Source organism: Streptococcus sp. SK643, assembly GCF_000259505.1.
Lineage (GTDB): Bacteria > Bacillota > Bacilli > Lactobacillales > Streptococcaceae > Streptococcus.
This window is the reverse complement of the sequence record NZ_AJMM01000023.1, coordinates 1-25,715: the sequence shown is the minus strand read 5'-3', so window position 1 is coordinate 25,715 and position 25,715 is coordinate 1. Positions and strand designations below refer to the sequence as shown.

29 protein-coding genes and 1 pseudogene are annotated in these 25,715 nt (G+C 38.6%); 29 read left to right on the top strand and 1 reads right to left on the bottom strand.

Translation table 11 applies throughout. From position 1 onward, the window contains the following. Nucleotides 1-13 precede the first annotated feature (13 nt). The 25 genes and pseudogenes from HMPREF1117_RS08930 to gap all read left to right on the top strand — a co-directional run. Nucleotides 14-688 (top strand): annotated as a pseudogene (locus HMPREF1117_RS08930) (zinc-binding dehydrogenase); the annotation flags it as partial. Nucleotides 689-816: 128 nt separating this feature from the next. Beyond that, entirely contained in the window at nt 817-1,182 is a 366-nt protein-coding gene (locus HMPREF1117_RS08925) for a DUF1033 family protein (protein WP_000286402.1), read from the top strand. A 66-nt stretch (nt 1,183-1,248) separates the two neighbouring features. Then, nucleotides 1,249-2,190, top strand: a complete 942-nt coding sequence (comGA, locus tag HMPREF1117_RS08920) for a competence type IV pilus ATPase ComGA (protein WP_000249537.1) — start codon at nt 1,249-1,251, stop codon at nt 2,188-2,190. Continuing rightward, nucleotides 2,138-3,154 (top strand): competence type IV pilus assembly protein ComGB, encoded by a 1,017-nt coding sequence (comGB, locus tag HMPREF1117_RS08915; protein WP_081480286.1) that lies wholly within the window; start codon nt 2,138-2,140, stop codon nt 3,152-3,154. Before comGA ends, comGB begins: the two co-directional genes overlap by 53 nt. A 1-nt stretch (nt 3,155) precedes the next feature. Further along, entirely contained in the window at nt 3,156-3,479 is a 324-nt protein-coding gene (comGC, locus tag HMPREF1117_RS08910; RefSeq protein ID WP_000738654.1) for a competence type IV pilus major pilin ComGC, read from the top strand. After that, nucleotides 3,442-3,876 (top strand): competence type IV pilus minor pilin ComGD, encoded by a 435-nt coding sequence (gene comGD / locus HMPREF1117_RS08905; protein WP_029693172.1) that lies wholly within the window; start codon nt 3,442-3,444, stop codon nt 3,874-3,876. The genes comGC and comGD overlap by 38 nt, the downstream gene beginning before the upstream one ends. Continuing rightward, nucleotides 3,839-4,141 (top strand): competence type IV pilus minor pilin ComGE, encoded by a 303-nt coding sequence (gene comGE / locus HMPREF1117_RS08900; RefSeq protein WP_000413445.1) that lies wholly within the window; start codon nt 3,839-3,841, stop codon nt 4,139-4,141. The genes comGD and comGE overlap by 38 nt, the downstream gene beginning before the upstream one ends. Then, nucleotides 4,104-4,565, top strand: coding sequence for a competence type IV pilus minor pilin ComGF (gene comGF / locus HMPREF1117_RS0102285; protein WP_025171601.1), 462 nt, complete (start codon nt 4,104-4,106; stop codon nt 4,563-4,565). The genes comGE and comGF overlap by 38 nt, the downstream gene beginning before the upstream one ends. After that, nucleotides 4,543-4,956 (top strand): competence type IV pilus minor pilin ComGG, encoded by a 414-nt coding sequence (comGG, locus tag HMPREF1117_RS08895; RefSeq protein ID WP_000265614.1) that lies wholly within the window; start codon nt 4,543-4,545, stop codon nt 4,954-4,956. The genes comGF and comGG overlap by 23 nt, the downstream gene beginning before the upstream one ends. 32 nt (nt 4,957-4,988) lie before the next feature. Then, nucleotides 4,989-5,579, top strand: coding sequence for a class I SAM-dependent methyltransferase (locus HMPREF1117_RS08890; RefSeq protein WP_000679787.1), 591 nt, complete (start codon nt 4,989-4,991; stop codon nt 5,577-5,579). 58 nt (nt 5,580-5,637) lie between these two features. Beyond that, complete coding sequence (locus HMPREF1117_RS08885; protein ID WP_000345088.1) at nt 5,638-6,591, top strand: class I SAM-dependent methyltransferase; 954 nt, start codon at nt 5,638-5,640, stop codon at nt 6,589-6,591. 50 nt (nt 6,592-6,641) lie between these two features. Further along, nucleotides 6,642-7,832: an acetate kinase gene (locus HMPREF1117_RS08880; protein ID WP_000167774.1), complete on the top strand. Its 1,191-nt coding sequence runs from the start codon at nt 6,642-6,644 to the stop codon at nt 7,830-7,832. 149 nt (nt 7,833-7,981) lie between these two features. Next, nucleotides 7,982-8,353 (top strand): ribonuclease P protein component, encoded by a 372-nt coding sequence (rnpA, locus tag HMPREF1117_RS08875; RefSeq protein ID WP_000739240.1) that lies wholly within the window; start codon nt 7,982-7,984, stop codon nt 8,351-8,353. Continuing rightward, nucleotides 8,328-9,152, top strand: a complete 825-nt coding sequence (locus HMPREF1117_RS08870) for a membrane protein insertase YidC (protein ID WP_000728101.1) — start codon at nt 8,328-8,330, stop codon at nt 9,150-9,152. Before rnpA ends, HMPREF1117_RS08870 begins: the two co-directional genes overlap by 26 nt. Nucleotides 9,153-9,169: 17 nt before the next feature. Next, nucleotides 9,170-10,159 carry an RNA-binding cell elongation regulator Jag/EloR gene (gene jag, locus HMPREF1117_RS08865; RefSeq protein WP_000260008.1) on the top strand — a complete coding sequence of 330 codons (990 nt, stop codon included), beginning with the start codon at nt 9,170-9,172 and terminating at the stop codon, nt 10,157-10,159. Between the two features lie 49 nt (nt 10,160-10,208). After that, the gene (locus HMPREF1117_RS08860) at nt 10,209-10,832 is read left to right on the top strand and encodes a hypothetical protein (protein ID WP_000932628.1); all 624 of its coding nucleotides are present in this window, start codon (nt 10,209-10,211) and stop codon (nt 10,830-10,832) included. Nucleotides 10,833-10,948: 116 nt separating this feature from the next. Further along, nucleotides 10,949-12,925, top strand: coding sequence for a transketolase (gene tkt, locus HMPREF1117_RS08855; protein WP_000067846.1), 1,977 nt, complete (start codon nt 10,949-10,951; stop codon nt 12,923-12,925). A 121-nt stretch (nt 12,926-13,046) separates the two neighbouring features. After that, nucleotides 13,047-13,334: a preprotein translocase subunit YajC gene (gene yajC / locus HMPREF1117_RS08850; protein ID WP_000143396.1), complete on the top strand. Its 288-nt coding sequence runs from the start codon at nt 13,047-13,049 to the stop codon at nt 13,332-13,334. 48 nt (nt 13,335-13,382) lie between these two features. Then, nucleotides 13,383-13,826 (top strand): low molecular weight protein-tyrosine-phosphatase, encoded by a 444-nt coding sequence (locus HMPREF1117_RS08845; RefSeq protein WP_000724850.1) that lies wholly within the window; start codon nt 13,383-13,385, stop codon nt 13,824-13,826. Continuing rightward, entirely contained in the window at nt 13,813-14,226 is a 414-nt protein-coding gene (locus HMPREF1117_RS08840) for an MORN repeat-containing protein (RefSeq protein ID WP_000411544.1), read from the top strand. The genes HMPREF1117_RS08845 and HMPREF1117_RS08840 overlap by 14 nt, the downstream gene beginning before the upstream one ends. Before the next feature lie 298 nt (nt 14,227-14,524). Further along, the gene (gene adhE, locus HMPREF1117_RS08835) at nt 14,525-17,176 is read left to right on the top strand and encodes a bifunctional acetaldehyde-CoA/alcohol dehydrogenase (RefSeq protein ID WP_000763956.1); all 2,652 of its coding nucleotides are present in this window, start codon (nt 14,525-14,527) and stop codon (nt 17,174-17,176) included. Between the two features lie 130 nt (nt 17,177-17,306). Then, nucleotides 17,307-18,218, top strand: coding sequence for a helix-turn-helix domain-containing protein (locus HMPREF1117_RS08830; protein WP_000998723.1), 912 nt, complete (start codon nt 17,307-17,309; stop codon nt 18,216-18,218). 199 nt (nt 18,219-18,417) lie between these two features. Then, nucleotides 18,418-19,101: an ABC transporter ATP-binding protein gene (locus tag HMPREF1117_RS08825; RefSeq protein ID WP_007557235.1), complete on the top strand. Its 684-nt coding sequence runs from the start codon at nt 18,418-18,420 to the stop codon at nt 19,099-19,101. Next, entirely contained in the window at nt 19,070-20,371 is a 1,302-nt protein-coding gene (locus HMPREF1117_RS0102280; protein ID WP_007557212.1) for an ABC transporter permease, read from the top strand. The genes HMPREF1117_RS08825 and HMPREF1117_RS0102280 overlap by 32 nt, the downstream gene beginning before the upstream one ends. A 175-nt stretch (nt 20,372-20,546) precedes the next feature. Further along, a complete protein-coding gene (gene gap / locus HMPREF1117_RS08820) occupies nt 20,547-21,554 on the top strand; it encodes a type I glyceraldehyde-3-phosphate dehydrogenase (RefSeq protein ID WP_000260685.1) in 1,008 nt (335 codons plus the stop codon). 33 nt (nt 21,555-21,587) lie between these two features. On the opposite strand, the gene HMPREF1117_RS08815 is transcribed toward gap, so the two are convergent. Next, a complete protein-coding gene (locus HMPREF1117_RS08815) occupies nt 21,588-22,463 on the bottom strand; it encodes an RluA family pseudouridine synthase (RefSeq protein ID WP_081480284.1) in 876 nt (291 codons plus the stop codon). Nucleotides 22,464-22,549: 86 nt separating this feature from the next. Between HMPREF1117_RS08815 and pbp2a the strand changes: the two genes are divergently transcribed. The 4 genes from pbp2a to nusG all read left to right on the top strand — a co-directional run. Continuing rightward, nucleotides 22,550-24,745 carry a penicillin-binding protein PBP2A gene (gene pbp2a / locus HMPREF1117_RS08810; RefSeq protein ID WP_000687294.1) on the top strand — a complete coding sequence of 732 codons (2,196 nt, stop codon included), beginning with the start codon at nt 22,550-22,552 and terminating at the stop codon, nt 24,743-24,745. A gap of 52 nt (nt 24,746-24,797) precedes the next feature. Next, a complete protein-coding gene (rpmG, locus tag HMPREF1117_RS08805; RefSeq protein WP_033582349.1) occupies nt 24,798-24,950 on the top strand; it encodes a 50S ribosomal protein L33 in 153 nt (50 codons plus the stop codon). A 9-nt stretch (nt 24,951-24,959) separates the two neighbouring features. Continuing rightward, nucleotides 24,960-25,136 carry a preprotein translocase subunit SecE gene (gene secE, locus HMPREF1117_RS08800; RefSeq protein ID WP_001210989.1) on the top strand — a complete coding sequence of 59 codons (177 nt, stop codon included), beginning with the start codon at nt 24,960-24,962 and terminating at the stop codon, nt 25,134-25,136. 52 nt (nt 25,137-25,188) lie between these two features. Further along, on the top strand, nt 25,189-25,715 hold a 527-nt coding region (nusG, locus tag HMPREF1117_RS08795; protein WP_000376742.1), incomplete at its 3' end, for a transcription termination/antitermination protein NusG.

The following is a 25,715-nucleotide window of genomic DNA, read 5'->3' as shown; positions in this document are numbered from 1 at the left end:
GTTTGAAGAAGCAGCTGATAACACTCTTTACTATACTTCAGAAGACTTGTCAGATGAAGTCTTGGTTATGTTATTAGACATTTTGCCTACTGGGTATGAAATTGGTGTCTTGAAAGGGAAAGTAGAACCTGGTTGTAGTGTAGCCATTATTGGTTCAGGATCTGTTGGATTGGCTGCTCTCTTGACAGCTCAGTTCTACTCACCAGCTAAATTGATTATGGTGGACTTAGACGATAACCGCTTGGAAACAGCCGTATTCTTTGATGCAACTCACAAAGTAAATTCTTCAGATCCTGAAAAAGCGATTAAAGAAATTTTTGACCTAACAGATGGAGGTGGTGTAGATGTAGCCATTGAAGCTGTTGGTATTCCTGCAACATTTGATTTCTGTCAAAAGATTATGGGTGTAGACGGAACAATAGCTAACTGTGGTGTACACGGTAAACCAGTTGAATTTGAGTTAGACAGACTTTGGATCCGCAATATCAATATTACTACTGGTTTAGTATCTACAAATACAACACCTCAGTTGTTGAAAGCTCTTGAAACTCATAAGATTGAGCCGGAAAAATTAGTTACTCATTATTTCAAACTCAGTGAAATTGAAAAAGCTTATGAAGTATTTAGTAAAGCTGCAGATCATCATGCTATTAAAGTAATCATCGAAAACGATCTTTCTGAAGCTTAATGATGAAAAAGTAAAATCAATTATCTTTAAGATAGCTGGTTTTCTTTTTGATAATGGAGAAATGAGCATATTACTTTTATTGTTGACGGGAATTGGTTATAATATACGGTACAAAGGAATGAATGGGTATGTATCGTGTAATAGAAATGTATGGGGACTTTGAACCTTGGTGGTTCATAGAAGGTTGGGAAGAAGATGTTGTAGCAAGTAGAAGATTCGATCAGTATTATGACGCTCTCAAATTCTACAAATCTTGCTGGTTTCAATTGGAACAGAAATTGCCCCATTATAAAAGTAGAAGTGATTTGATGACTATTTTTTGGGATCCAGACGATCAGCGTTGGTGCGAGGAGTGTGATGAGTATTTACAACAATACCATTCCTTGGCCCTTTTAGAGGATGAACAGGTTATTCCAGATGAAAAATTACGTCCAGGCTATGAAAAACAAACAGGTCAGGAAAGACACCGTTCTTGCCGTATGAAATTAACATAGAAAAAAGCAACTCAAAAAGTTGCTTTTTTCTATTTCTTTACGAATAGTATTGGTGAGGAGGAAGTTATGGTTCAAGAAATTGCACAAGAAATCATTCGTTCAGCGAGAAAAAAAGCTGCACAAGATATTTATTTTGTTCCTAAATTGGATGCCTATGAACTTCATATGAGAGTTGGAGATGAGCGATGCAAGATTGGCTCTTATGACTTTGAAAAGTTTGCAGCTGTTATTAGTCATTTCAAATTTGTAGCAGGTATGAATGTGGGTGAAAAACGACGTAGTCAGCTTGGTTCCTGTGATTACCCTTATGATGAGAAAGTTGCTTCACTCCGTTTGTCTACTGTAGGAGATTATAGGGGTCATGAAAGCTTAGTGATTCGCTTGTTGCATGATGAGGAACAAGACTTGAACTTTTGGTTTCAAGATATTAATGAACTTGGGCAAGAGTTCAGACAAAGAGGTTTGTATCTCTTTGCAGGGCCAGTTGGTAGTGGAAAGACAACCTTAATGCACGAATTAGCTAAGTCGATTTATAAGGGTCAACAGGTTATGTCTATTGAAGATCCTGTGGAGATTAAGCAAGAAGAGATGCTTCAACTACAGCTAAATGAAACGATTGGATTGACTTATGAAAATCTTATCAAACTGTCCTTGCGACACAGGCCAGATCTCTTGATTATCGGAGAAATACGTGACAGTGAAACGGCGCGCGCTGTTGTTAGGGCTAGTTTGACAGGTGCGACAGTCTTTTCAACAATTCATGCAAAGAGTATTCGCGGTGTTTACGAGAGACTACTGGAGCTAGGGGTAAGTGAAGAGGAATTAAAAGTAGTGCTACAGGGAGTTTGCTACCAAAGATTAATTGGGGGAGGAGGAATCGTTGATTTTGCAAACAAAAATTATCAGGAACACCAAGCAGCCAAGTGGAATAGCCAAATTGAGCAACTACTTAAAAATGGACATATCACAAATCTTCAGGCTGAAAGGGAGAAAATTAGCTACAGCTAAACAGAAAAATATCATTACTCTGTTTCACAATCTCTTTTCCAGCGGTTTTCATTTGGTAGAGACTATTTCGTTTTTAGATAGGAGTTCCTTACTGGAAAAGCAGCTTGTGAAGCAGATGCGACAAGGTTTATCTCAAGGAAAATCTTTTTCCGAGATGATGGACAGTATCGGCTTTTCAACAGCTATTGTCACCCAACTGTCGCTTGCTGAGGTGCATGGAAATCTCCATCTGAGTTTGAGAAAGATAGAAGAATACCTGGAAAATCTTGCCAAGGTCAAGAAAAAATTAATAGAGGTAGCGACCTATCCCTTGATTTTACTAGGTTTTCTCTTAGTTATCATGTTGGGGTTACGGAACTACCTGCTACCACAACTGGATAGTAGCAATATTGCCACGCAAATCATCGGTAATTTACCCCAAATCTTTCTAGGAGTAGTAGGGTTTGTTTTGTTGGCAATAATTCTAGCTAGTCTTTTCTATAAAAGAAGCTCTAAGATGTGTGTCTTTTCTATCTTAGCACGAATTCCTTACTTTGGCATCTTTGTTCAGACATATTTGACAGCCTATTATGCGCGTGAATGGGGCAATATGATTTCGCAAGGAATGGAGTTGAGCCAGATTTTTCAGATCATGCAGGAACAAGGTTCTCAACTCTTTAAAGAAATTGGTCAAAATCTAGCTAGAGCCTTGCAAAATGGTCAGGAATTTTCTCAGACGATAGCCACCTATCCATTCTTTAAGAAGGAGTTGAGCTTGATTATTGAATACGGGGAAGTCAAATCTAAGCTAGGGAGCGAACTAGAAATCTATGCTGAAAAAACGTGGGAAGTCTTTTTTACCCGAGTCAATCGCACCATGAATTTGGTGCAGCCACTGGTTTTTATCTTTGTGGCCCTTATTATCGTGTTACTTTATGCGGCAATGCTAATGCCCATGTATCAAAATATGGAGGTAAATTTTTAACATGAAAAAAATGATGACATACTTGAAAAAAGCGAAGGCAAAGGCCTTTACATTGGTGGAAATGTTGGTAGTACTTCTGATTATCAGTGTTCTCCTCTTACTCTTTGTACCGAATTTGACCAAGCAAAAAGAAGCGGTTAACGATAAAGGAAAAGCTGCTGTTGTTAAGGTAGTGGAAAGTCAATCAGAACTTTATAGTCTGGATAAAAATGAGGAGGCTAGTCTAAGTAAATTAAAAGCAGATGGTAGAATCACTGAAGAACAAGCTAAGGCTTATAAAGAATATCATGCAAAACAAAATAAGACTCAAACAGTCGCGGATTAAGGCTTTCACTATGCTGGAAAGTATTCTAGTTTTGGGACTTGTAAGTATGATTGCCTTGGCTTTGTCAGGTTCTGTTCAGTCCAGTTTTGCAGCGGTCGAGGAGCAGATTTTCTTTATGGAGTTTGAGGAGCTCTATCGAGAAACTCAAAAACGTAGTGCAGCCAGTCAGCAAAAAACTAGTCTAAGCTTAGATGGGCAGACGATCAGTAATGGCAGTCAAAAGCTGACAGTTCCTAAAGGGATCCAAGCACCTTCGGGACAGAAAATCACATTTGACCGAGCTGGGGGGAATTCGTCCCTGGCTAAGGTTGAATTTCAGACTAGTAAAGGAGCAATCCGCTATCAATTATATCTAGGAAATGGAAAAATTAAACGTATTAAAGAGTCAAAGAGTTAGAGCAGTGATTTTACTGGAGGCGGTTGTAGCTATGGCGATATTTGCTGGTATTGCGACCCTTCTTTTGGGACAAATTCAACAAAATAGGCGATTAGAAGCTGAAATGTTACAAAAAGAAGAAGGCTTGCGTGTAGCTAGGATGGCTTTACAGACCGGTAAAAATCATATAAACATAAATGGCGTTGAGATTCAAGTGTTTTCAAATGAAAAAGGATTGGAGGTCTACCATGGTAAGGAGCAATTATTGGTCATTAAAGAACCGTAAGATAAGGGCTTTTACCTTGTTAGAATCTCTTGTCGCCCTCATTGTCATTAGTGGAAGTTTACTATTGTTTCAAGCTATGAGTCAGCTTCTTATATCAGAAGTTCACTATCAACAACAAAATGAGCAAAAAGAGTGGCTCTTGTTTGTGGACCAGTTGGAGGTAGAGTTGGAGAAATCCCAATTTGAAAAAGTAGAAGGCAATCGCTTGTATATGAAACAAGAAGGAAAGGACATCGCCATTGGTAAGTCCAAGTCAGACGATTTTCGTAAAACAGATTCTAGTGGTCGAGGTTATCAACCCATGGTTTATGGACTAAAATCAGCTCAGATTACAGAGGAAAATCAGCTAATCCGCTTCCGTTTTCAATTCCAAAAAGGCTTAGAAAGGGAATTCATCTATCGTGTGGAAAAAGAAAAAAGTTAAGGCGGGAGTGCTTTTATATGCAGTTATCATGGCAGCAATCTTTAGTCTTTTGTTGCAGTTTTACTTGAATCGGCAAGTTGCCCATCATCAAGATTATGCCTTGAACAAAGAAAAGCTGGTCGCTTTTGCTATGGCCAAGCGAACCAAAGATAAGATTGAGAAGGAAAGTGGGGAACAGTCCTTTAATCTGGGTCAGGTGAGCTATCAAAATAAGAAAACAAGCTTGGTGACAAGGGTTCGTACGCCTAAGAGTCAATATGAGTTCCTGTTTCCTTCAGTCAAAATAAAAGAAGAGAAAACGGATAAAAAGGAAGAAGTAGCGATCGATTCAAGCGAAAAAGTGGAGAAGAAAAAATCTGAAGAGAAGGTTGAAAAGAAAGAGAATTCCTAGCCAAACAAGCTACTTTGTGCTAAACTAAAAATATGAAACATGATTTTAACCACAAGGCAGAAACTTTCGATTCCCCTAAAAATATCTTTCTTGCAAACTTGGTATGTCAAGCAGTCGAGAAACAGCTTGATCTTCTATCAGACAAAGAAATTTTAGATTTCGGTGGAGGGACGGGGTTATTAACCTTGCCCCTAGCCAAACAAGCTAAGTTTGTAACATTGGTAGATATTTCGGAAAAAATGTTGGAGCAAGCTCGTTTGAAAGCGGAGCAGCAAGACATCAAGAATATCCAGTTTTTGGAACAGGATTTACTGGTGAATCCTTTAGAACAACAATTTGACCTGATTGTTGTCAGTCGAGTTCTTCATCATATGCCAGACATAGATGCGACCCTAGCGATGTTTAACCGCCATCTGAAGGAAAATGGCCAACTGTTTATAGCCGATTTTGTCAAAACGGAACAGAACCACTACGGATTTGATTTAGGAAAATTAGAAGATAAGTTGTCTCACTTTGGATTTTCAGACTTAAAAAGTAAGATTCTTTTTGGAGCAGAAGGTCTCTTCCACGGTCATTACGTAGAACTCTTTTTGACAGCAACTCAAAAATCACTCGCTCATTAAAGCAGTGATTTTTTCTGTTCAGATGGAAAAAATAAGGGAAATTTGATAAGATAGGAATATGGATTTTGAAAAAATTGAACAAGCATATACTTATTTACTAGAAAATATCCAAGTTATCCAGAATGACTTGGCGACGAATTTTTATGACGCTCTGGTGGAGCAAAATAGCATCTACCTGGATGGTGAGACCGATTTAGAGCAGATCAAAGAGAATAATCAAACTCTTAAACGATTGGCTTTACGCAAAGAAGAGTGGCTCAAGACTTACCAGTTTCTCTTGATGAAAGCCAGTCAAACGGAACCCTTGCAGGCTAATCACCAATTTACACCGGATGTTATTGCTTTACTTTTGGTGTTTATTGTAGAGGAGTTGCTTGCTAGCGAGGAGGTTAGCATCCTTGAAATGGGCTCCGGTATGGGCATTTTAGGAGCAACTTTCTTAACTTCTCTTAGTAAGAAAGTCGATTATTTAGGACTTGAAGTAGATGATTTGCTGATTGATTTGGCAGCTAGCATGGCAGATGTGATTGGTTTGGAGGCTTCTTTTGTTCAAGGAGATGCCGTTCGTCCACAAATGTTCAAAGAAAGCGACGTGGTCATCAGCGACTTGCCTGTCGGTTATTATCCTGATGATGCCGTTGCGTCGCGCTATCAAGTTGCTTCTAGTCAAGAACATACTTACGCCCATCATTTGTTTATGGAACAAGGACTTAAGTACATTAAATCCGATGGCTATGCTATTTTTCTGGCTCCAAGTGATTTGTTGACGAGTCCTCAAAGTGACTTGTTGAAAGGTTGGTTGAAAGAGGAGGCAAGTCTGACTGCCATGATTAGTTTGCCTGAAAATCTCTTTGCTAATAGCAAACAGTCTAAAACTATTTTTATTTTACAAAAGAAAACTGATATGACAGTAGAACCCTTTGTTTATCCACTTGCTAGCTTGCAAGATGCAAGTGTTTTGATGAAATTTAAAGAAAATTTTCAAAAATGGACTCAAGGTGCTGAAATATAAAATAGATTTTGCTATAATAGTTGAAAACGCTTAAAAAGGGGTATTATATTATGACAAAAACAATTGCAATCAATGCAGGAAGTTCGAGTTTGAAATGGCAATTATATTTAATGCCAGAAGAGAAAGTATTGGCTAAGGGCCTAATTGAACGTATCGGTTTGAAGGACTCTATCTCTACTGTAAAATTTGATGGCCGTTCTGAACAACAAATTTTGGATATCGAAAATCATACACAAGCCGTTAAAATTTTATTGGATGACTTGATTCGTTTTGATATTATAAAGGCTTATGATGAGATCACAGGTGTTGGACACCGTGTTGTTGCAGGTGGAGAATATTTCAAAGAATCAACAGTCGTTGAGGGAGATGTTTTAGAAAAAGTTGAAGAGTTGAGTTTGTTGGCTCCTCTCCACAATCCAGCCAATGCAGCAGGTGTTCGAGCTTTTAAAGAATTACTTCCAGATATTACTAGCGTGGTTGTTTTTGATACCTCTTTCCATACAACTATGCCAGAGAAGGCTTATCGCTATCCTTTACCAACTAAATATTATACAGAAAATAAGGTTCGCAAATACGGTGCCCACGGGACAAGTCACCAGTTTGTGGCAGGAGAAGCTGCAAAACTCTTGGGACGTCCATTAGAAGACTTGAAATTGATTACTTGCCACATCGGTAATGGTGCTTCTATTACAGCTGTTAAGGGTGGTCAATCTGTGGATACTTCAATGGGATTCACTCCACTTGGTGGTGTGATGATGGGAACTCGTACAGGGGATATTGACCCAGCTATCATCCCTTACCTAATGCAATATACAGAGGACTTTAATACGCCGGAGGCTATTAGCCATATTCTCAATCGTGAGTCAGGACTCATGGGAGTTTCAGGTAAGTCTAGTGATATGCGTGATGTGATTGCTGCTAAAAAAGAAGGAGACCATGATGCTAACTTAGCATATGAAATCTATATTGATCGTATCCAAAAACATATTGGGCAGTACCTTGCAGTCCTAAACGGTGCAGATGCTATCATCTTTACAGCGGGTGTAGGAGAAAATGCAACCGATGTACGTGAAGATGTTATTTCAGGCATTTCTTGGTTTGGATGTGATGTAGATTCAGAGAAGAATGTCTTTGGCGTAACTGGAGATATCTCAACAGAGGCAGCGAAGATTCGTGTTTTGGTTATTCCAACTGATGAAGAATTGGTTATTGCCCGTGATGTTGAGCGCTTGAAAAAATAAGTAAAACTAGAAAAAGTGTTTAGTACAAGGAGTTGGGAAAGAGATTTTTCCAGCTTCTTTTTCTGATGAAATTGTCCAAAACCTTGCTATGATTGGCTTTTTTGAAAAATATGGTATAATAGTAGTAATTTAATAGATGGAGTTGAGTTTTGAAGAAAAACTTTCGTGTAAAAAGAGAGAAAGATTTTAAGGCAATTTTCAAGGAGGGGACAAGTTTTGCTAATCGCAAATTTGTTATCTACCAATTAGACAACCAAAAAAAACATTTTCGAGTAGGCCTATCAGTTAGCAAAAAGCTGGGGAATGCTGTTACTAGAAACCAAATTAAGCGACGGATACGTCACATTCTACAAAATGCAAAGGTAGGAATTGCAGAGGATGTCGATTTTGTTGTCATTGCTCGAAAAGGGGTTGAAACCTTGGGATACGCAGAGATGGAGAAAAATCTACTCCACGTATTAAAGTTATCAAAGCTTTATCAGGAAGGAAATGGGAGTGAAAAAGAAACTACAGTTGACTAGTTTGCTAGGCTTGTCACTATTTGTAATGACAGCTTGTGCTACAAGCGCAACAACTAGTGATATTACAGCAGATTCGGCTGATTTTTGGAGTAAATTCGTCTACTTCTTTGCGGAAGTCATTCGATTTTTATCTTTTGATATCAGTATTGGGATAGGGATTATTCTCTTTACAATCTTGATTAGAACCGTACTTTTACCTGTATTTCAGGTACAGATGGTGGCATCTAGGAAAATGCAGGAAGCTCAGCCTCGGATTAAGGCTTTACGCGAGCAGTATCCAGGTAGTGATATGGAAAGCCGAACTAAGTTGGATCAAGAGATGCGTAAAGTCTATAAGGAAATGGGTGTTAGACAGTCGGATTCACTATGGCCGATTTTGATTCAGATGCCAGTTATCTTAGCTTTGTTTCAAGCTCTCTCCAGAGTTGACTTTTTAAAGACAGGTCATTTTTTATGGATTAATCTTGGAGGAGTAGATACAACACTTGTACTTCCAATTTTAGCCGCCGTATTTACCTTTTTAAGTACATGGTTGTCTAATAAAGCCTTGTCTGAAAGAAATGGAGCAACAACTGCCATGATGTATGGGCTTCCAATCATGATTTTTGTTTTTGCAGTTTACGCACCGGGTGGAGTGGCTTTATATTGGACAGTATCCAATGCTTATCAAGTCTTGCAAACTTACTTCTTGAATAATCCATTCAAGATTATTGCAGAGCGTGAGGCAGTAGTAAAAGCCAAAAAAGATTTGGAAAATAGAAAAAGAAAAGCTAAGAAAAAGGCTCATAAAACGAAATAATAAGGAGGAATCTTGTAATGGTAGTATTTACAGGTTCAACTGTTGAAGAAGCAATCCAGAAGGGATTGAAAGAATTAGATATTCCAAGAATGAAGGCTCACATTAAAGTCATTTCTAGAGAGAAAAAAGGGTTTCTTGGATTGTTTGGGAAAAAGCCAGCTCAGGTTGATATCGAGGCGATTAGTGAAACAACAGTTATTAAAGCAAATCAACAAGCAGTTAAAGGTGTTCCAAAGGAAATCAATGAAAAAAATGAACCAGTTAAAACTGTTAGTGAAGCAACCGTTGACCTTGGTCATGTAGTTGCAGCGATTAAGAAAATAGAAGAAGAAGGTCAAGGAGTTTCGGATGAAATTAAGGCTGAAATCTTAAAAAATGATAAACCTGCGAATACTATTTTAGAAGAAACAGGTCATATTGAAATTTTAAATGAAATGCAAATTAAAGAAGCTGATATGCATGAACACACAGAAGTGCTTTCAGCTATTGATGAGCTAGAAGAAACGGAGCATCAAGAATTAGAAAATCTAGGTTTAACAGTTGAACCAAGCTATGATATTGAGCAAGTAGCAGGGGAAGTAACGACCTACGTTCAAACTATTATTGATGATATGGATGTTGAATCTACTATTTCAAATGATTATAATCGTCGAAGCATTAACCTTCAAATAGATACGAATGAACCAGGTCGCATAATCGGTTATCACGGCAAAGTGTTGAAGGCTCTTCAACTCTTGGCCCAAAACTATCTTTACAATCGTTATTCACGCACCTTCTATATTACAATCAATGTAAATGATTATGTTGAACATCGTGCAGAAGTTTTACAAACCTATGCCCAAAAACTGGCTATCCGCGTGTTAGAAGAAGGTCGTAGTCAACAAACAGATCCAATGTCTAACAGTGAACGCAAAATAATCCATCGTATCATTTCACGCATGGATGGTGTGACAAGTTATTCAGAAGGTGATGAGCCTAATCGTTATGTAGTTGTAGATACAGAATAAAAAAATCAGGTTTAACCTGATTTTTTGCTAGCTAGAGGAAATTAAACTGATGTTGAATAAGATAAGAGATTTTTTAGACTTTGTAGGTTTGCAGTACCGTAATCCCGATAAAGCAGGAGCAGAGCGAGAAAAAATGCTGGAATTGCGCCACAAAGGTCAAGAGGCCCGAAAGGCTTTTACAGAATTGGCTAAAGCCTTTCAAGAAAGTCATCCAGAATGGCAACTCCAACAGACTAGCCAGTGGATGAATCAAGCACAGCGTTTGAGACCACATTTTTGGGTATATCTACAGAGAGACGGACAAGTGACAGAACCTATGATGGCCTTACGTTTGTATGGAAGTCCTTCTGATTTTGGAGTTTCACTAGAAGTTAGTTTTATCGAGCGTAAGAAGGATGAGCAAACCTTAGGTAAGCAAGCCGAGGTTTTAGAGATTCCAGCGGTAGAAGGGATTTATTATTTAGCCTACTCTGATGGTCAAAGTCAAAGATGGGAAGCAAACGAAGAAAATCGTAAGATTTTAGTCGAGAAGGTAAGTAGTCAAGAAATTCGAAAAGTGCTAGTTAAAGTAGATGTTTCTTTTGTAGAAATTCAATCATTAGAGATGATTTTAGAAAAATTGGAAGAAGCTTATGAACGCTTACTTCCCTACTATCAGGCGACCAGAGAGTAGAAAATAGATGAATTATATAGAGTTGTATTGTTTTATTGCTATTCTATGTATTTTTTCATATAATAGTAAAATAGAATGTGGGGTTCATGTGTCGCCTCGAATAGAAAGGAAATTCTATGTCAAATCTATCTGTTAATGCAATTCGTTTTTTAGGTATTGACGCTATCAATAAAGCCAACTCAGGACATCCAGGGGTGGTTATGGGAGCTGCTCCAATGGCCTATAGCCTTTTTACAAAAGAATTACGAATTAATCCGGTTCAACCAAATTGGATTAACCGTGACCGCTTTATCCTCTCAGCAGGACATGGCTCAATGCTTCTCTATGCCCTTCTTCACCTTTCTGGTTTCGAAGATGTTAGCATGGAAGAAATCAAGAGTTTCCGCCAATGGGGTTCAAAAACACCAGGTCACCCAGAATATGGACATACAGCAGGTATTGATGCTACAACAGGTCCTCTAGGGCAAGGGATTTCAACTGCTACTGGTTTTGCGCAAGCAGAACGTTTTTTGGCAGCCAAATATAACCGCGAAGGCTACAATATCTTTGACCACTATACTTACGTTATCTGTGGAGACGGAGACTTGATGGAAGGTGTCTCAAGCGAGGCAGCTTCATACGCAGGTCTGCAAAAACTTGATAAGTTAGTTGTTCTTTATGATTCAAATGACATTAACTTGGATGGTGAGACAAAAGATTCCTTCACAGAAAGTGTTCGTGACCGTTACAATGCCTACGGTTGGCATACAGCCTTGGTTGAAGATGGAACAGATTTAGAAGCAATCCATGCTGCTATCGAAACAGCTAAAGCTTCAGGCAAACCATCTTTGATTGAAGTGAAGACTGTTATTGGATATGGTTCTCCAAACAAACAAGGGACAAATGCAGTTCACGGAGCACCTCTTGGTGCTGATGAAACTGCTGCAACTCGTCAAGCGCTTGGTTGGGACTATGAGCCGTTTGAAATTCCAGAGCAAGTTTATGCAGATTTTAAAGAAAATGTTGCAGATCGTGGAGCGTCAGCTTATCAAGCTTGGACAAAATTGGTTGCAGACTATAAAGATGCTTATCCTGAACTTGCGGCAGAAGTGGAAGCAATTATCGATGGACGTGATCCAGTTGAAGTTACTCCAGCTGACTTCCCTGAGTTAGAAAACGGGTTCTCTCAAGCAACGCGTAACTCAAGCCAAGATGCCTTGAATGTTGTGGCTGCTAAGTTGCCGACTTTCCTAGGTGGATCAGCTGACCTAGCTCACTCAAACATGACCTACATCAAAACAGATGGCCTTCAAGATGATGCTAATCGCTTGAACCGAAACATTCAGTTTGGTGTTCGTGAATTTGCAATGGGAACGATCTTGAACGGGATGGCCCTTCATGGTGGACTTCGTGTGTACGGTGGAACTTTCTTCGTCTTCTCTGACTATGTGAAGGCAGCTGTCCGCTTGTCAGCCTTGCAAGGACTTCCTGTGACTTATGTCTTTACCCACGATTCTATTGCGGTTGGGGAAGACGGTCCAACTCACGAACCGGTTGAGCATTTAGCAGGACTTCGCGCTATGCCGAATCTCAATGTTTTCCGTCCAGCAGATGCGCGTGAAACGCAAGCGGCTTGGTACCTTGCAGTGAAGAGTGAAAAAACACCAACTGCCCTTGTCTTAACACGTCAAAACTTGACTGTAGAAGATGGAACAGATTTTGACAAGGTTGCTAAAGGTGCTTATGTTGTTTATGAAACTGGAGCAGATTTTGATACAATCCTGATTGCAACTGGTTCAGAGGTCAATCTTGCAGTTTCTGCAGCTAAAGAATTGGCTAGTCAAGGAGAAAAAGTTCGTGTGGTCAGCATGCCATCTACAGATGTCTTTGATGCACAAGACGTAGCTTACAAAGAAGAAATTCTTCCAAATGCAGTTCGTCGCCGTGTTGCAGTCGAAATGGGTGCAACTCAAAACTGGTACAAATATGTGGGACTAGATGGTGCAGTTCTTGGTATTGATACCTTTGGAGCATCTGCCCCAGCACCAAAAGTCTTGGCAGAGTATGGCTTTACTGTAGAAAATCTAGTAAAAGTCGTTCAAAGCTTAAAATAATCGTAAAAAATCAGAGTGAGAACTCTGATTTTTTTTCTTGCCCTGAAAGCAAGGTACAATCTTGTAAAAGTAGCTGAAATTTGATATAGTAGACCTATGTAAAAGATAAAGGAGATCAATAATGACATTTTTAATCGTGTTCGTTGCCATGCTAGGCTTGATGTTTTTGATGCAACGTTCTCAAAAAAAACAAGCACAAAAGCGTATGGATAGCTTGAATAAACTACAAAAAGGCTATGAAGTTATTACAATTGGTGGTTTGTATGGTACAGTTGATGAAGTGGATACAGAAAAAAGAACGGTTGTTTTAGATGTTGATGGTGTTTACTTGACCTTCGAATTGACTGCAATCAGAACAGTGTTACCACTTAAAGAAACAACTTTGCTAGAAAGTGCAACTGAAAAATAAGACGGGACACATTAACTCCCGTTTTTCTTTGGAAATGGAGGAAATGGGATGAAAAAAATAGTATTTGTCTGTCTCGGAAATATTTGTCGCAGTCCCATGGCAGAGTTTGTCATGAAATCTCTGACAAATAAATATGAAATAGAAAGTCGCGCGACCTCATCATGGGAACATGGTAATCCAATACATAAGGGAACGCAAGGTATTTTCCAAGAATATCAAATTCCCTATGATAAGCATAAAACTTCGCTTCAAATTGGTAGAGAAGATTTTGAGTCGTTTGATTATATTATCGGTATGGATGCTTCAAATGTATCAGATTTGCTTCAAATGTGTCCGGAAGATGTGCAAGACAAGATATACTCATTTGCGTCTGAGAGTGTTCCGGATCCTTGGTACACAGGTGATTTTGAAGAAACCTATTTGCGTGTGCAACAGGGGTGTCAAACATGGCTAGATTATCTGGAAAAGGAGGAAAAAAATGGAAAAGATTAGAGAGTTTTATGAGAAATATCGTATCTATCTGACTCGCTCACGTGTTGAAATAGCAGCCTTGTCTATGATTATTTTATGTGCTATTTTAGTTTTTCTTCTAAATATTCCAGGAAAAGGTGTTTTAAATCTTGATGATGGAAAAATCGTCTATGATGGAAGTCTAGTTCGTGGAAAAATGAATGGTCAAGGAAGCATTATCTTTGAAAATGGAGATCAGTACACAGGCGACTTTAGTAACGGTGCTTTCAATGGCAAAGGTACATTCCAATCAAAAGCTGGTTGGAAATATGAAGGTAATTTTGTAAGTGGGCAAGCTGAAGGTTATGGAAAACTAACAACGGAACAAGAAGTTGTCTATGAAGGAACCTTTAAACAAGGTGTTTATCAGCAAAAACAATAACTCCTAAAATTAGGAGTTATTCTAACAGCAAAAAAGGAAGCGCTTTCTTGGAAAATTTTATTTTTCCAAGCGTTTGTTACAAAAAAACTTTGTGAAATAAAATTTTTCTTAAAAAGAAATCACAATCTTTGGTTTAAAATCGTTCAAGATGTAAGCGCAATATAATATTTCACAAAAAATGCAAAAAAACTTTGTGAAATGTTTATGAAACTGTTTACAAAGTGGAAATAATACGTTATAATAAACTTGTGAAAAAATTAACAAAGGATGTTGATCCTTGAAAGCTATGGAGGAAAATATGGCTGATAAAAAAACTGTGACACCAGAAGAAAAGAAACTCGCTGCTGAAAAGCATGTCGATGGCTTGGTGCAGAAAGCTTTGGTTGCTCTTGAGGAAATGCGTAAACTCGATCAAGAACAGGTCGACTACATCGTAGCTAAAGCGTCAGTGGCAGCTTTGGATGCCCACGGAGAATTGGCTCTACATGCCTATGAAGAAACAGGACGTGGTGTATTTGAAGACAAAGCAACTAAGAACTTGTTTGCTTGTGAACACGTAGTAAACAACATGCGTCACACTAAAACAGTTGGCGTTATCGAAGAAGACGATGTAACAGGTTTAACACTTATTGCTGAACCAGTTGGCGTTGTTTGTGGTATCACTCCAACAACAAACCCAACATCAACAGCAATCTTTAAGGCATTGATTTCATTGAAGACACGTAATCCAATTGTCTTTGCCTTCCACCCATCAGCTCAAGAATCATCAGCTCACGCAGCTCAAATCGTTCGTGATGCTGCGATTAAAGCAGGTGCTCCTGAAAACTGTGTACAGTGGATTACTGAACCATCTATGGAAGCAACTAGTGCGCTTATGAACCACGAAGGCATTGCAACAATCCTTGCAACAGGTGGTAATGCCATGGTTAAAGCAGCATACTCATGTGGTAAACCAGCTCTTGGGGTAGGTGCCGGAAACGTTCCAGCTTATGTTGAAAAATCAGCTAATATTCGCCAAGCAGCACACGATATCGTCATGTCTAAATCATTTGACAACGGTATGGTCTGTGCCTCAGAGCAAGCGGTTATCATTGACAAAGAGATTTATGATGAATTTGTAGCAGAGTTCAAATCATATCACACTTATTTTGTAAACAAAAAAGAAAAAGCACTTCTCGAAGAATTCTGCTTTGGCGTGAAAGCAAACAGTAAAAACTGTGCTGGTGCAAAATTGAACGCTGACATCGTTGGTAAACCAGCAACTTGGATTGCAGAGCAAGCAGGATTTACAGTTCCAGAAGGAACAAACATTCTTGCTGCAGAATGTAAAGAAGTTGGTGAAAACGAGCCATTGACTCGTGAAAAATTGTCACCAGTTATCGCAGTTTTGAAATCTGAAAGCCGTGAAGATGGTATTACTAAGGCTCGTCAAATGGTTGAATTTAACGGTCTTGGACACTCAGCAGCCATCCACACAGCTGATGAAGAATTAACTAAAGAATTTGGTAAAGCTGTTAAAGCTATTCGTGTTATCTGTAACTCACCTTCTACTTTCGGTGGTATCGGGGACGTTTACAATGCCTTCTTACCATCATTGACACTCGGATGTGGTTCTTACGGACGCAACTCAGTTGGGGATAACGTTAGTGCCATTAACCTCTTGAATATCAAAAAAGTCGGAAGACGGAGAAATAACATGCAATGGATGAAACTTCCTTCAAAAACATACTTTGAACGTGATTCAATTCAATACCTTCAAAAATGTCGTGACGTTGAACGTGTCATGATCGTTACTGACCATGCCATGGTAGAGCTTGGTTTCCTTGATCGTATCATCGAACAACTTGATCTTCGTCGCAATAAGGTTGTTTACCAAATCTTTGCTGATGTAGAACCAGATCCAGATATCACTACGGTTGAACGTGGTACTGAGATTATGCGTGCCTTCAAACCAGATACAATCATCGCTCTCGGTGGTGGATCTCCAATGGATGCTGCTAAAGTAATGTGGCTCTTCTACGAACAACCAGAAGTGGACTTCCGAGACCTTGTCCAAAAATTCATGGATATCCGTAAACGTGCCTTCAAATTCCCATTACTTGGTAAGAAGACTAAATTCATCGCAATCCCAACAACATCTGGTACAGGATCTGAAGTAACACCATTTGCCGTTATCTCTGATAAAGCAAACAACCGTAAATACCCAATCGCTGACTACTCATTGACACCAACTGTGGCAATCGTAGACCCTGCTTTGGTATTGACAGTTCCTGGATTTGTTGCTGCGGACACTGGTATGGACGTATTGACCCACGCGACTGAAGCTTACGTATCACAAATGGCTAGCGACTACACTGACGGTCTTGCACTTCAAGCCATCAAACTTGTATTTGAAAACCTTGAAAGCTCAGTTAAGAATGCAGACTTCCACTCACGTGAGAAAATGCATAACGCTTCAACAATCGCTGGTATGGCCTTTGCTAATGCCTTCCTAGGTATTTCTCACTCAATGGCCCATAAGATTGGTGCGCAATTCCACACAATCCACGGTCGTACTAATGCTATCTTGCTTCCATACGTCATCCGCTACAACGGTACACGTCCAGCTAAGACAGCAACATGGCCTAAGTACAACTACTACCGTGCAGATGAAAAATACCAAGATATCGCACGTATGCTCGGCCTTCCAGCTTCTACTCCAGAGGAAGGTGTGGAATCTTACGCAAAAGCTGTCTACGAACTTGGTGAGCGCGTAGGTATCGAAATGAACTTCAAAGCACAAGGAATCGATGAAAAAGAATGGAAAGAACATTCACGCGAATTGGCCTTTCTTGCTTACGAAGATCAATGTTCACCAGCTAACCCACGTCTTCCAATGGTTGACCATATGCAAGAAATCATCGAAGATTCTTACTATGGCTACAAAGAAAGACCAGGACGCCGTAAATAATTGTTATCAGCCTAGAGGCAGGAATTTCCTGTCTCTTTTTTGTAATTCTTTTTGGAAAATGGTATAATAATCGCATATATTTATTTGAAAATCAAAGCTTTGATAATCGTGCGAGGGTGAAATCTAAGAGATGAATGATCTAGGGGAAAAGGTAAGACTTCTTAGAGAAGAGAAAGGACTTAGTCGCCCAGTATTTTGTGGGGATGAATCCGAATTATCAGTGCGTCAGTTGGTGAGAATCGAAAAAGGAGAATTTCGTCCTACGATAAAAACACTAGAATATATAGCGAATAGGCTAGGCATTCCATCTTATGTCTTGATGCCAGACTATAAGGAATTACCGAAACGTTACCAAGAATTAAAATACTTTCTTCTTCATCATCCTGACTATGGAGACAAGGAGTTGCAGGAGCAGAAGGAAGAATATTTTGATGAGATTTTTGAATGTTTTTATGATGATTTGCCACGTGATGAGAAAGTGCTAGTGGATTGTCTTCAAGCTATAGATGCAGTGAGAATGTCTAGTAATTCCTTATATGGAAGCAGTGTGATTGAGGACAGTCTTCAAGACTTACTATCCAGAGATGTATATAGGGCTGAGGAATTGTTGAAATTGAGACTGTATTTTCTTTGTCAGTTAATGGATGGTTTAAACGAGGGTGAGATAAAAAAGTCTGAGCATGAAACCATTCTTTATTTTCATGACAAATTAAGTTCTCAGGTTGATAAGATAGAGTTCGATTGTTTGGACTTACTTAGAGACTCCTTGTTAGCCTCTTTAACTTGTATAGAGATTATGGGGTTGATTCATTATTTTAAGAGGGCAGTCAAGACCTTAAATAAAATAGGGCAAAAAACACGAGATTTCCAAAAGCAACCGATTGTCTTGATGGTAGAGTGGAAATATTATGTTCAGACGGATTATGAAACAGCCAAACAAAAGTATGAAGAAGCAAAAATGATGGCAAGGATGTTTGGCAATGAGAAGTTACTCGTTAGTTTAGATAATGAATGGGCCGAGGATATAGAAAGATATCGTTAAAGAGTTTATAGGAGTGACATTTCTGTCATTGGAGAAATGTCGCTTTTTTGTTAAAATGGATTTTACTTGATATACATCCAGAAGCAAACTAGGCAATAGAGAGAAAAGTCTAAGTAGTAGGCCTATAGGGTCAATCAACTTGAAGAATTTTCTGTAAGTATGATGTATGACGATAACAGTTTTAAATAAGGGGGAAAGAATGTCCATTTTATCCATTAAAAATATTTCAAAGTTTTACACTTTGGACGGTAAACATCAAGAGCAGGCTCTAAGAAATATTAACCTGCAGATTGCAAAAGGTAAAATTACAGCGATTTACGGTCCGTCAGGCTGTGGCAAAACTAGCTTGCTAAACATTATCAGTGGTCTAGATAGACAATATGAAGGAGTTTTAGAATTTAAAGGGGAATCCCTCCGTGACTTATCAGAGATTGAACTAACTCAATTTCGTAAAGATAGGATTGGATTTGTGTTTCAAAATTTTAACCTCATTCCTCATCAATCTGTCTTGGACAATGTCAAGCTCCCTCTCTATGTCAAAGATTTATCTGACAGGGAGATGACAATGATTGCAAAGGAGCAATTAAGTAACTTGGGCATGGAGCCTTTTATTGATAAAAATGTTAAACAGCTTTCTGGTGGGCAAAAGCAACGTGTAGCAATAGCGCGTGCACTGGTAAATCATCCTGATATGATTGTAGCAGATGAGCCAACGGGTTCGCTGGATTCTCAATCCCAAGAAAAGGTATTGGAGGTATTTAAAAATTTAGCCCAAACAGGGAAAACAGTATTGATTGTAACCCATAATCCAGAGGTTGCTGAATATGCAGACGTGATTATCAAAATGAAGGATGGTGAAGTTGTTGAAGAAGTCAAAAAATAAAGGATTATCATTAAAAAATAAATTCAAACTTTCTTTAAATAACTTTCTGGAAAGAAAGTGGCGTAACCTATTGATTGCGCTAGCAACCTCAATCGGTTTTGTAGGAGTCTTAATTTCTTTCGGCTTGGGAAATGCTTTGATTTCGATGATTGATGAAAATACGAATGGAGGTCAAATCCCTTCTCAAGTTCAGATTGCTTTAAATACAGAAAATGCTGGACGAGGCTTTTTGAACCCAGATGATAAGAACTATATCACGGATACGGTTGGGAAAGAAGCTATTAAATATCTAGAGAGTCCTTTTGGGATGAACATGTCAAATATTACTATAGATGGGCAAGAAATGGATCTGAGTCAAACGATGCCTTCTTATGCTCAAGTAGTGAGTCTCTATGAGGATACCAGTATCTCTGTTAGTAGTAATGAGGCGGACAAAGTATTAGCTGGTTCCCTCTATACTGATGCAAATGAACAGGGTTTGACAATTCCAATTAGTTTACTAAAAAGTTGGAATGAACAGACAGGAAAAAATCTGACAGCTAGTGATGTTATTGGCAAATCAGTCTCAGCAAGTATTGTAGAAAATGCTGCCGAAGCTAGCAAGACTGCTCAATTTCAAACGAAGATTGTACGTGTAATCAATGATGAAGATGACATGGAGGACAGCAACAGTTTCATGCCGTCTCATCAAATGGAAATGATTTTGAAAGAAGCTGGATTTACAAAAGCTGTATCTTATTTTATCTTGGAACTCAAAGATCCATCACAAACAAAAGCGATAACAGAAGAATTGCAGAAAAACAAGAAGTATACTGTTCTTTCTCAACAGAAGGTTCTTGATATTGTGATTACTTTTATTCGTGTCATTCAGGGATTGTTGATTGTACTTTCATCACAAGCTATTGTGGTAGCAGCAGTCATGATTGGTATCATCATTTACATCAATATCATGCAACGTTCTAAGGAAATAGGCGTCATGAAGGCAGTTGGTTATCAAAATCGTGATGTCAAAGGAATTTTTATTTACGAGGCTATCTGGATTGTAGGTATTGCCTTGCTGCTGGCATTTTTGGTTGCACAAGGGGTGGGAAGTTTAGCGAATGCGGTTGTAAATCACTTTTACCCATCCATCACTAAGGTTTTTGAATTAAATCTTCTATCTATTTTAGGAACTCTAGCTTTCGCTCTATTACTTGGTTATGTCTCAGCCTACTTCCCAGCACGTAAAATTAGTAAAATGGATCCTGTAGAATCGCTACGATATGAATAGTAAGGGAGTTCTTGATTTATAGCCTTAAAAGAAACTGACATAGAAAAACAATGCCCGTACTTGCAATTAAATTTAAATAGTTATATAATAGGTTTGTTGAAAGGTGATTTGTAGTGATTCAAGTTACTCTTTTCACAATAAAAATTTCATGATTTTCATAAGGAGGAAATCACTAATGGTAGTTAAAGTTGGTATTAACGGTTTCGGACGTATCGGTCGTCTTGCTTTCCGTCGTATCCAAAACGTAGAAGGTGTTGAAGTTACACGCATCAACGACCTTACAGATCCAGTTATGCTTGCACACTTGTTGAAATACGACACAACTCAAGGTCGTTTCGACGGTACTGTTGAAGTTAAAGAAGGTGGATTCGAAGTTAACGGTAAATTCGTTAAAGTTTCTGCTGAACGTGATCCAGAACAAATCGACTGGGCTACTGACGGTGTAGAAATCGTTCTTGAAGCTACTGGTTTCTTTGCTAAGAAAGAAGCAGCTGAAAAACACCTTAAAGGTGGAGCTAAAAAAGTTGTTATCACTGCTCCTGGTGGAAACGACGTTAAAACAGTTGTATTTAACACTAACCACGACGTTCTTGACGGTACTGAAACAGTTATCTCAGGTGCTTCATGTACTACAAACTGCTTGGCTCCAATGGCTAAAGCTCTTCAAGACAACTTTGGTGTTGTTGAAGGATTGATGACTACTATCCACGCTTACACTGGTGACCAAATGATCCTTGACGGACCACACCGTGGTGGTGACCTTCGCCGTGCTCGCGCTGGTGCTGCAAACATCGTTCCTAACTCAACTGGTGCTGCTAAAGCTATCGGTCTTGTAATTCCAGAATTGAACGGTAAACTTGACGGATCTGCACAACGCGTTCCAACTCCAACTGGATCAGTTACTGAATTGGTAGCTGTTCTTGAAAAGAACGTTACTGTTGATGAAGTGAACGCAGCTATGAAAGCAGCTTCAAACGAATCATACGGTTACACAGAAGATCCAATCGTATCTTCAGATATCGTAGGTATGTCTTACGGTTCATTGTTTGACGCAACTCAAACTAAAGTTCTTGACGTTGACGGTAAACAATTGGTTAAAGTTGTATCATGGTACGACAACGAAATGTCATACACTGCACAACTTGTTCGTACTCTTGAATACTTCGCAAAAATTGCTAAATAATTCTTGAGTCGATAAAAAGAATGGATGAATCAATCATCCATTCTTTTTTAATTCTTGTTCAAATGTATTCGAAAAAGCGGTGAAAGTCAGTTTCTCTAAGATTAGAGGATGGGTAAAAGAGAGGCGATAGGCATGAAGCATAAGTCTACTACAGACTGATTTTGAATTATATAAAGGATCTCCTATAATTGGGAACTGATGATGAGAAAGGTGAACCCGAATCTGATGAGTTCGTCCTGTCTTGAGTCTGCAACGAACCAGTGAGGTTTTGTTTTGAAATTGCTTCAAACGGCTCACATGAGTTTCAGCATATTGTCCATTTTTGGGATTAACTACTCGTTTTCTACGATCATGACGATCACGTCCGATATTGTCTTTGAAGACTAGCTCTTTACTGTTGGTATTTCCATCAACTAGTGCCCAATATTCTCTAGAAATCTCTTTTTTCTCCAATAAACGATTGAGAATAGGAAGTATAAAAGGATTTTTAGCAAAAAGGACCAGTCCGCTGGTTTCCATATCCAGTCGATGGACTACATAACAAGTTTGTCCGACATAAGCAGAAACATGATTGAGAAGGGCAATTTCGTTAGGATGATTACCGTGTGTTTTTATACCTTCTGGTTTGTTGACGACAATCAAGTGCTGGTCTTGATAGATTTCCTGAACGAGAGCGGGATTCCCCCAAGGAATTTCCTTTTTAGGATAATCCTCTTCATCAAAAGTCAATTGACAAACATCTCCAGACTGGACTATTTGGTTCCAGTGGACCTCTTCTTGGTTTATTAAAATATTTTTCTTGATTCTTAAAAAATGTCGGATTTTTCTAGGAATCAGGAGTTGTTCCTCTAGTAATTGTTTGACTGTCATTGGAGGCAATAATTCTGGTAATGTAAATATGAATTTCATACAGATATTGTAACAAAAAAAGCCTTATTTGGATAGGAAACAGCTAAATTCTTGTCATCCTATGGTGAAGATGATAAAATAAACGCATGAAAATAGATACATTATTTGAAAAGTTTCTTTCTTTATTTAAAAAAGAAGCAAGTGAAAATGAAGAATTGAATGCAGGAACCCTACGTCGTTCTCAAGGCGATAAAAAGAAATTATCACAGGTAGGACCGATTAGGAAATTCTGGCGTCGCTACCATTTGACAAAAATTCTTCTCATACTAGGCTTGAGTGTGGGGCTTTTAGTTGGGACTTATTTATTTGCTGTAGCTAAGTCGACTAATGTCAATGATTTGCAAAATGCCCTAAAAACTAGAACTCTCATTTTTGATCGCGAAGATAAAGAGGCGGGTGCCTTGTCAGGTCAAAAAGGAACCTATGTTGAATTAGCGAATATTAGTAAAGATTTGCAAAATGCGGTTATTGCGACAGAAGATCGTACTTTTTATAAAAATGATGGGATTAATTATAGTCGATTCTTTTTAGCGATTGCAACTGCAGGACGTTCAGGTGGTGGTTCTACCATAACGCAACAGTTGGCAAAGAATGCTTACCTCTCTCAAGACCAAACGGTTGAAAGAAAAGCCAAAGAATTTTTCTTGGCTTTAGAATTGACTAAGAAATACAGCAAGGATCAGATTCTAACCATGTACCTTAACAATGCATATTTTGGGAATGGTGTATGGGGTGTAGAAGATGCTAGTAAGAAATATTTTGGGGTTTCGGCTTCGCAATTAACCTTGGATGAAGCTGCTACCTTAGCAGGTATGCTCAAAGGTCCAGAATTATATAATCCCCTAAACTCTACTGAGACTTCGACGAATCGTAGAGATACTGTTCTACAAAATATGATTGTGGCAGGCTATATTGATGAAAATCAAAGGACCCAAGCGACTGGGATTGATATGGCATCGCAACTGCAAGATAAGTATGAAGGGAAGATTTCTGATTATCGTTATCCATCTTATTTTGATGCAGTGGTAAATGAAGTAGTTTCCAAATATCATCTAACAGAGGAAGAGATCGTTAATAACGGCTATCGTATTTACACAGAACTCGATCAAAATTATCAAGCTAATATGCAGGTTGTTTATGAAAACACATCTCTATTCCCAATGGCTGAAGATGGAACCACTGCTCAATCAGGAAGTGTAGTTTTAGAACCTAAAACAGGAGGAGTTCGTGGAGTTGTTGGTCGCGTTGCTGGTGATGATAAGATAGGATTTAGAAATTTCAATTATGCAACCCAATCTAAGCGCAGTCCTGGATCAACGATTAAACCTCTAGTTGTTTACACACCGGCGGTAGAAGCTGGATGGGCTTTGAATAAGCAGTTAGATAACCATACCATGCAGTATGGTAACTACAAGGTAGATAATTATGCAGGGATAAAAACAAGTCAAGAAGTTCCAATGTATCAAGCCTTGGCAGAATCGCTTAATCTGCCTGCTGTTGCCACTGTTAATGATTTGGGCGTTGATAAGGCTTTTGAGGCGGGCGAAAAATTCGGACTCAACATGGAAAAGGTCGATCGTGTTCTTGGCGTCGCATTGGGAAGCGGTGTTGAAACCAACCCTCTTCAAATGGCACAAGCCTATGCAGCTTTTGCTAACGAAGGGTTGATGCCGGAAGCTCATTTTATTAGTAGAATTGAAAATGCTAGTGGACAGGTCGTAGCAAGCCATAAAAATACACAAAAACGGGTGATTGATAAGTCTGTGGCTGACAAGATGACCAGTATGATGCTGGGGACATTTACCAACGGAACTGGTATTAGTTCATCGCCTGCAGGTTATGTCATGGCAGGAAAAACTGGAACAACTGAAGCTGTCTTTAATCCGGAATACACAAGTGACCAGTGGGTGATTGGTTATACGCCAGATTTGGTGATTAGCCATTGGCTAGGTTTTCCGACAACTGATGAGAACCATTACCTATCTGGTTCAACATCAAACGGTGCTGCCCATGTCTTTAGAAATATTGCAAATACCATTTTACCTTATACGCCAGGAAGTACCTTTACAGTTGAAAATGCATATAAGCAAAATGGAATTGCACCAGCCAATGCAAGTAATCAAGTACAGAGTAATGAAACTAATCAGACGGATGATACCCTTTCTGATATTAGAAGTCGTGCACAAAATCTAGTGGATGAGGCCAGTCGTGCTATATCAGATGCTAAAATTAAGGAAAAGGCACAAACAATATGGGATACGGTTACTAATCTATTTCGTTAAGATGCTTGTCAAAGCCTAGGTTTCTTGTTATAATAGATAGGATGGAGGCGTTATGGCATTAAAAAAAGCAAGTCTAGCTTGTGAGGTTTGTGGTTCTAGGAATTATTCAATTAAGATAAGTGGGAATCCTAAACCAACACGGCTAGAAGTAAATAAATTTTGTAAACATTGTACAAAATACACAATACATAAAGAAACAAGATAGGAGAGAGCGATGCGTTTTATTGGAGATATTTTTAGACTTCTTAAAGACACAACATGGCCAACTCGCAAGGAAAGTTGGAGAGATTTTCGTTCCATTATGGAGTATTCTGCTTTCTTTGTAGTAATTATTTATATTTTTGACAAATTAATTGTTTCAGGTTTGATTCGATTTATTAACATTTTTTAGAAGACTAGTAGGATTTTTAACCAAAACCTCTTCTGTAGTGAAAGGAAGTAACATGGATAGTTTTGATAAAGGATGGTTTGTACTTCAAACTTATTCTGGTTATGAAAATAAAGTAAAAGAAAATCTATTACAGCGTGCCCAAACATATAATATGTTGGACAATATTCTACGTGTTGAGATACCAACACAAACAGTGCAAGTCGAAAAAAATGGAAAGAGAAAAGAAGTTGAAGAGAATCGCTTTCCAGGGTATGTACTTGTAGAAATGGTTATGACAGATGAAGCATGGTTTGTCGTTCGTAATACTCCTAACGTTACAGGATTTGTTGGATCACATGGGAATAGATCGAAACCTACACCTTTATTAGAACAAGAAATCCGTGATATCTTAGTATCAATGGGACAAACTGTACAAGAGTTTGATGTTGACGTAGAAGTAGGACAAACAGTACGTATTATAGATGGTGCTTTTGCAGATTATACAGGTAAAATTACTGAAATTGATAATAATAAAGTTAAGATGATTATTTCAATGTTTGGAAATGATACAGTTGCAGAAGTAAATTTAAGTCAAATTGC

Coding starts and splice junctions, on each gene's coding strand:
- jag (WP_000260008.1), top strand. CDS start 9,170: ATGGTAGTATTTACAGGTTCAACTGTTGAAGAAGCAATCCAGAAGGGA.
- comGA (WP_000249537.1), top strand. CDS start 1,249: ATGGTTCAAGAAATTGCACAAGAAATCATTCGTTCAGCGAGAAAAAAA.
- HMPREF1117_RS08885 (WP_000345088.1), top strand. CDS start 5,638: ATGGATTTTGAAAAAATTGAACAAGCATATACTTATTTACTAGAAAAT.
- HMPREF1117_RS08860 (WP_000932628.1), top strand. CDS start 10,209: ATGTTGAATAAGATAAGAGATTTTTTAGACTTTGTAGGTTTGCAGTAC.
- tkt (WP_000067846.1), top strand. CDS start 10,949: ATGTCAAATCTATCTGTTAATGCAATTCGTTTTTTAGGTATTGACGCT.
- comGD (WP_029693172.1), top strand. CDS start 3,442: ATGCAAAACAAAATAAGACTCAAACAGTCGCGGATTAAGGCTTTCACT.
- HMPREF1117_RS08845 (WP_000724850.1), top strand. CDS start 13,383: ATGAAAAAAATAGTATTTGTCTGTCTCGGAAATATTTGTCGCAGTCCC.
- HMPREF1117_RS0102280 (WP_007557212.1), top strand. CDS start 19,070: ATGGTGAAGTTGTTGAAGAAGTCAAAAAATAAAGGATTATCATTAAAA.
- comGE (WP_000413445.1), top strand. CDS start 3,839: ATGGAAAAATTAAACGTATTAAAGAGTCAAAGAGTTAGAGCAGTGATT.
- HMPREF1117_RS08830 (WP_000998723.1), top strand. CDS start 17,307: ATGAATGATCTAGGGGAAAAGGTAAGACTTCTTAGAGAAGAGAAAGGA.
- gap (WP_000260685.1), top strand. CDS start 20,547: ATGGTAGTTAAAGTTGGTATTAACGGTTTCGGACGTATCGGTCGTCTT.
- HMPREF1117_RS08815 (WP_081480284.1), bottom strand. CDS start 22,463: ATGAAATTCATATTTACATTACCAGAATTATTGCCTCCAATGACAGTC.
- comGF (WP_025171601.1), top strand. CDS start 4,104: ATGGTAAGGAGCAATTATTGGTCATTAAAGAACCGTAAGATAAGGGCT.
- HMPREF1117_RS08880 (WP_000167774.1), top strand. CDS start 6,642: ATGACAAAAACAATTGCAATCAATGCAGGAAGTTCGAGTTTGAAATGG.
- rpmG (WP_033582349.1), top strand. CDS start 24,798: ATGGCATTAAAAAAAGCAAGTCTAGCTTGTGAGGTTTGTGGTTCTAGG.
- comGB (WP_081480286.1), top strand. CDS start 2,138: ATGGACATATCACAAATCTTCAGGCTGAAAGGGAGAAAATTAGCTACA.
- yajC (WP_000143396.1), top strand. CDS start 13,047: ATGACATTTTTAATCGTGTTCGTTGCCATGCTAGGCTTGATGTTTTTG.
- secE (WP_001210989.1), top strand. CDS start 24,960: ATGCGTTTTATTGGAGATATTTTTAGACTTCTTAAAGACACAACATGG.
- comGC (WP_000738654.1), top strand. CDS start 3,156: ATGAAAAAAATGATGACATACTTGAAAAAAGCGAAGGCAAAGGCCTTT.
- HMPREF1117_RS08825 (WP_007557235.1), top strand. CDS start 18,418: ATGTCCATTTTATCCATTAAAAATATTTCAAAGTTTTACACTTTGGAC.
- adhE (WP_000763956.1), top strand. CDS start 14,525: ATGGCTGATAAAAAAACTGTGACACCAGAAGAAAAGAAACTCGCTGCT.
- HMPREF1117_RS08840 (WP_000411544.1), top strand. CDS start 13,813: ATGGAAAAGATTAGAGAGTTTTATGAGAAATATCGTATCTATCTGACT.
- HMPREF1117_RS08890 (WP_000679787.1), top strand. CDS start 4,989: ATGAAACATGATTTTAACCACAAGGCAGAAACTTTCGATTCCCCTAAA.
- pbp2a (WP_000687294.1), top strand. CDS start 22,550: ATGAAAATAGATACATTATTTGAAAAGTTTCTTTCTTTATTTAAAAAA.
- HMPREF1117_RS08925 (WP_000286402.1), top strand. CDS start 817: ATGTATCGTGTAATAGAAATGTATGGGGACTTTGAACCTTGGTGGTTC.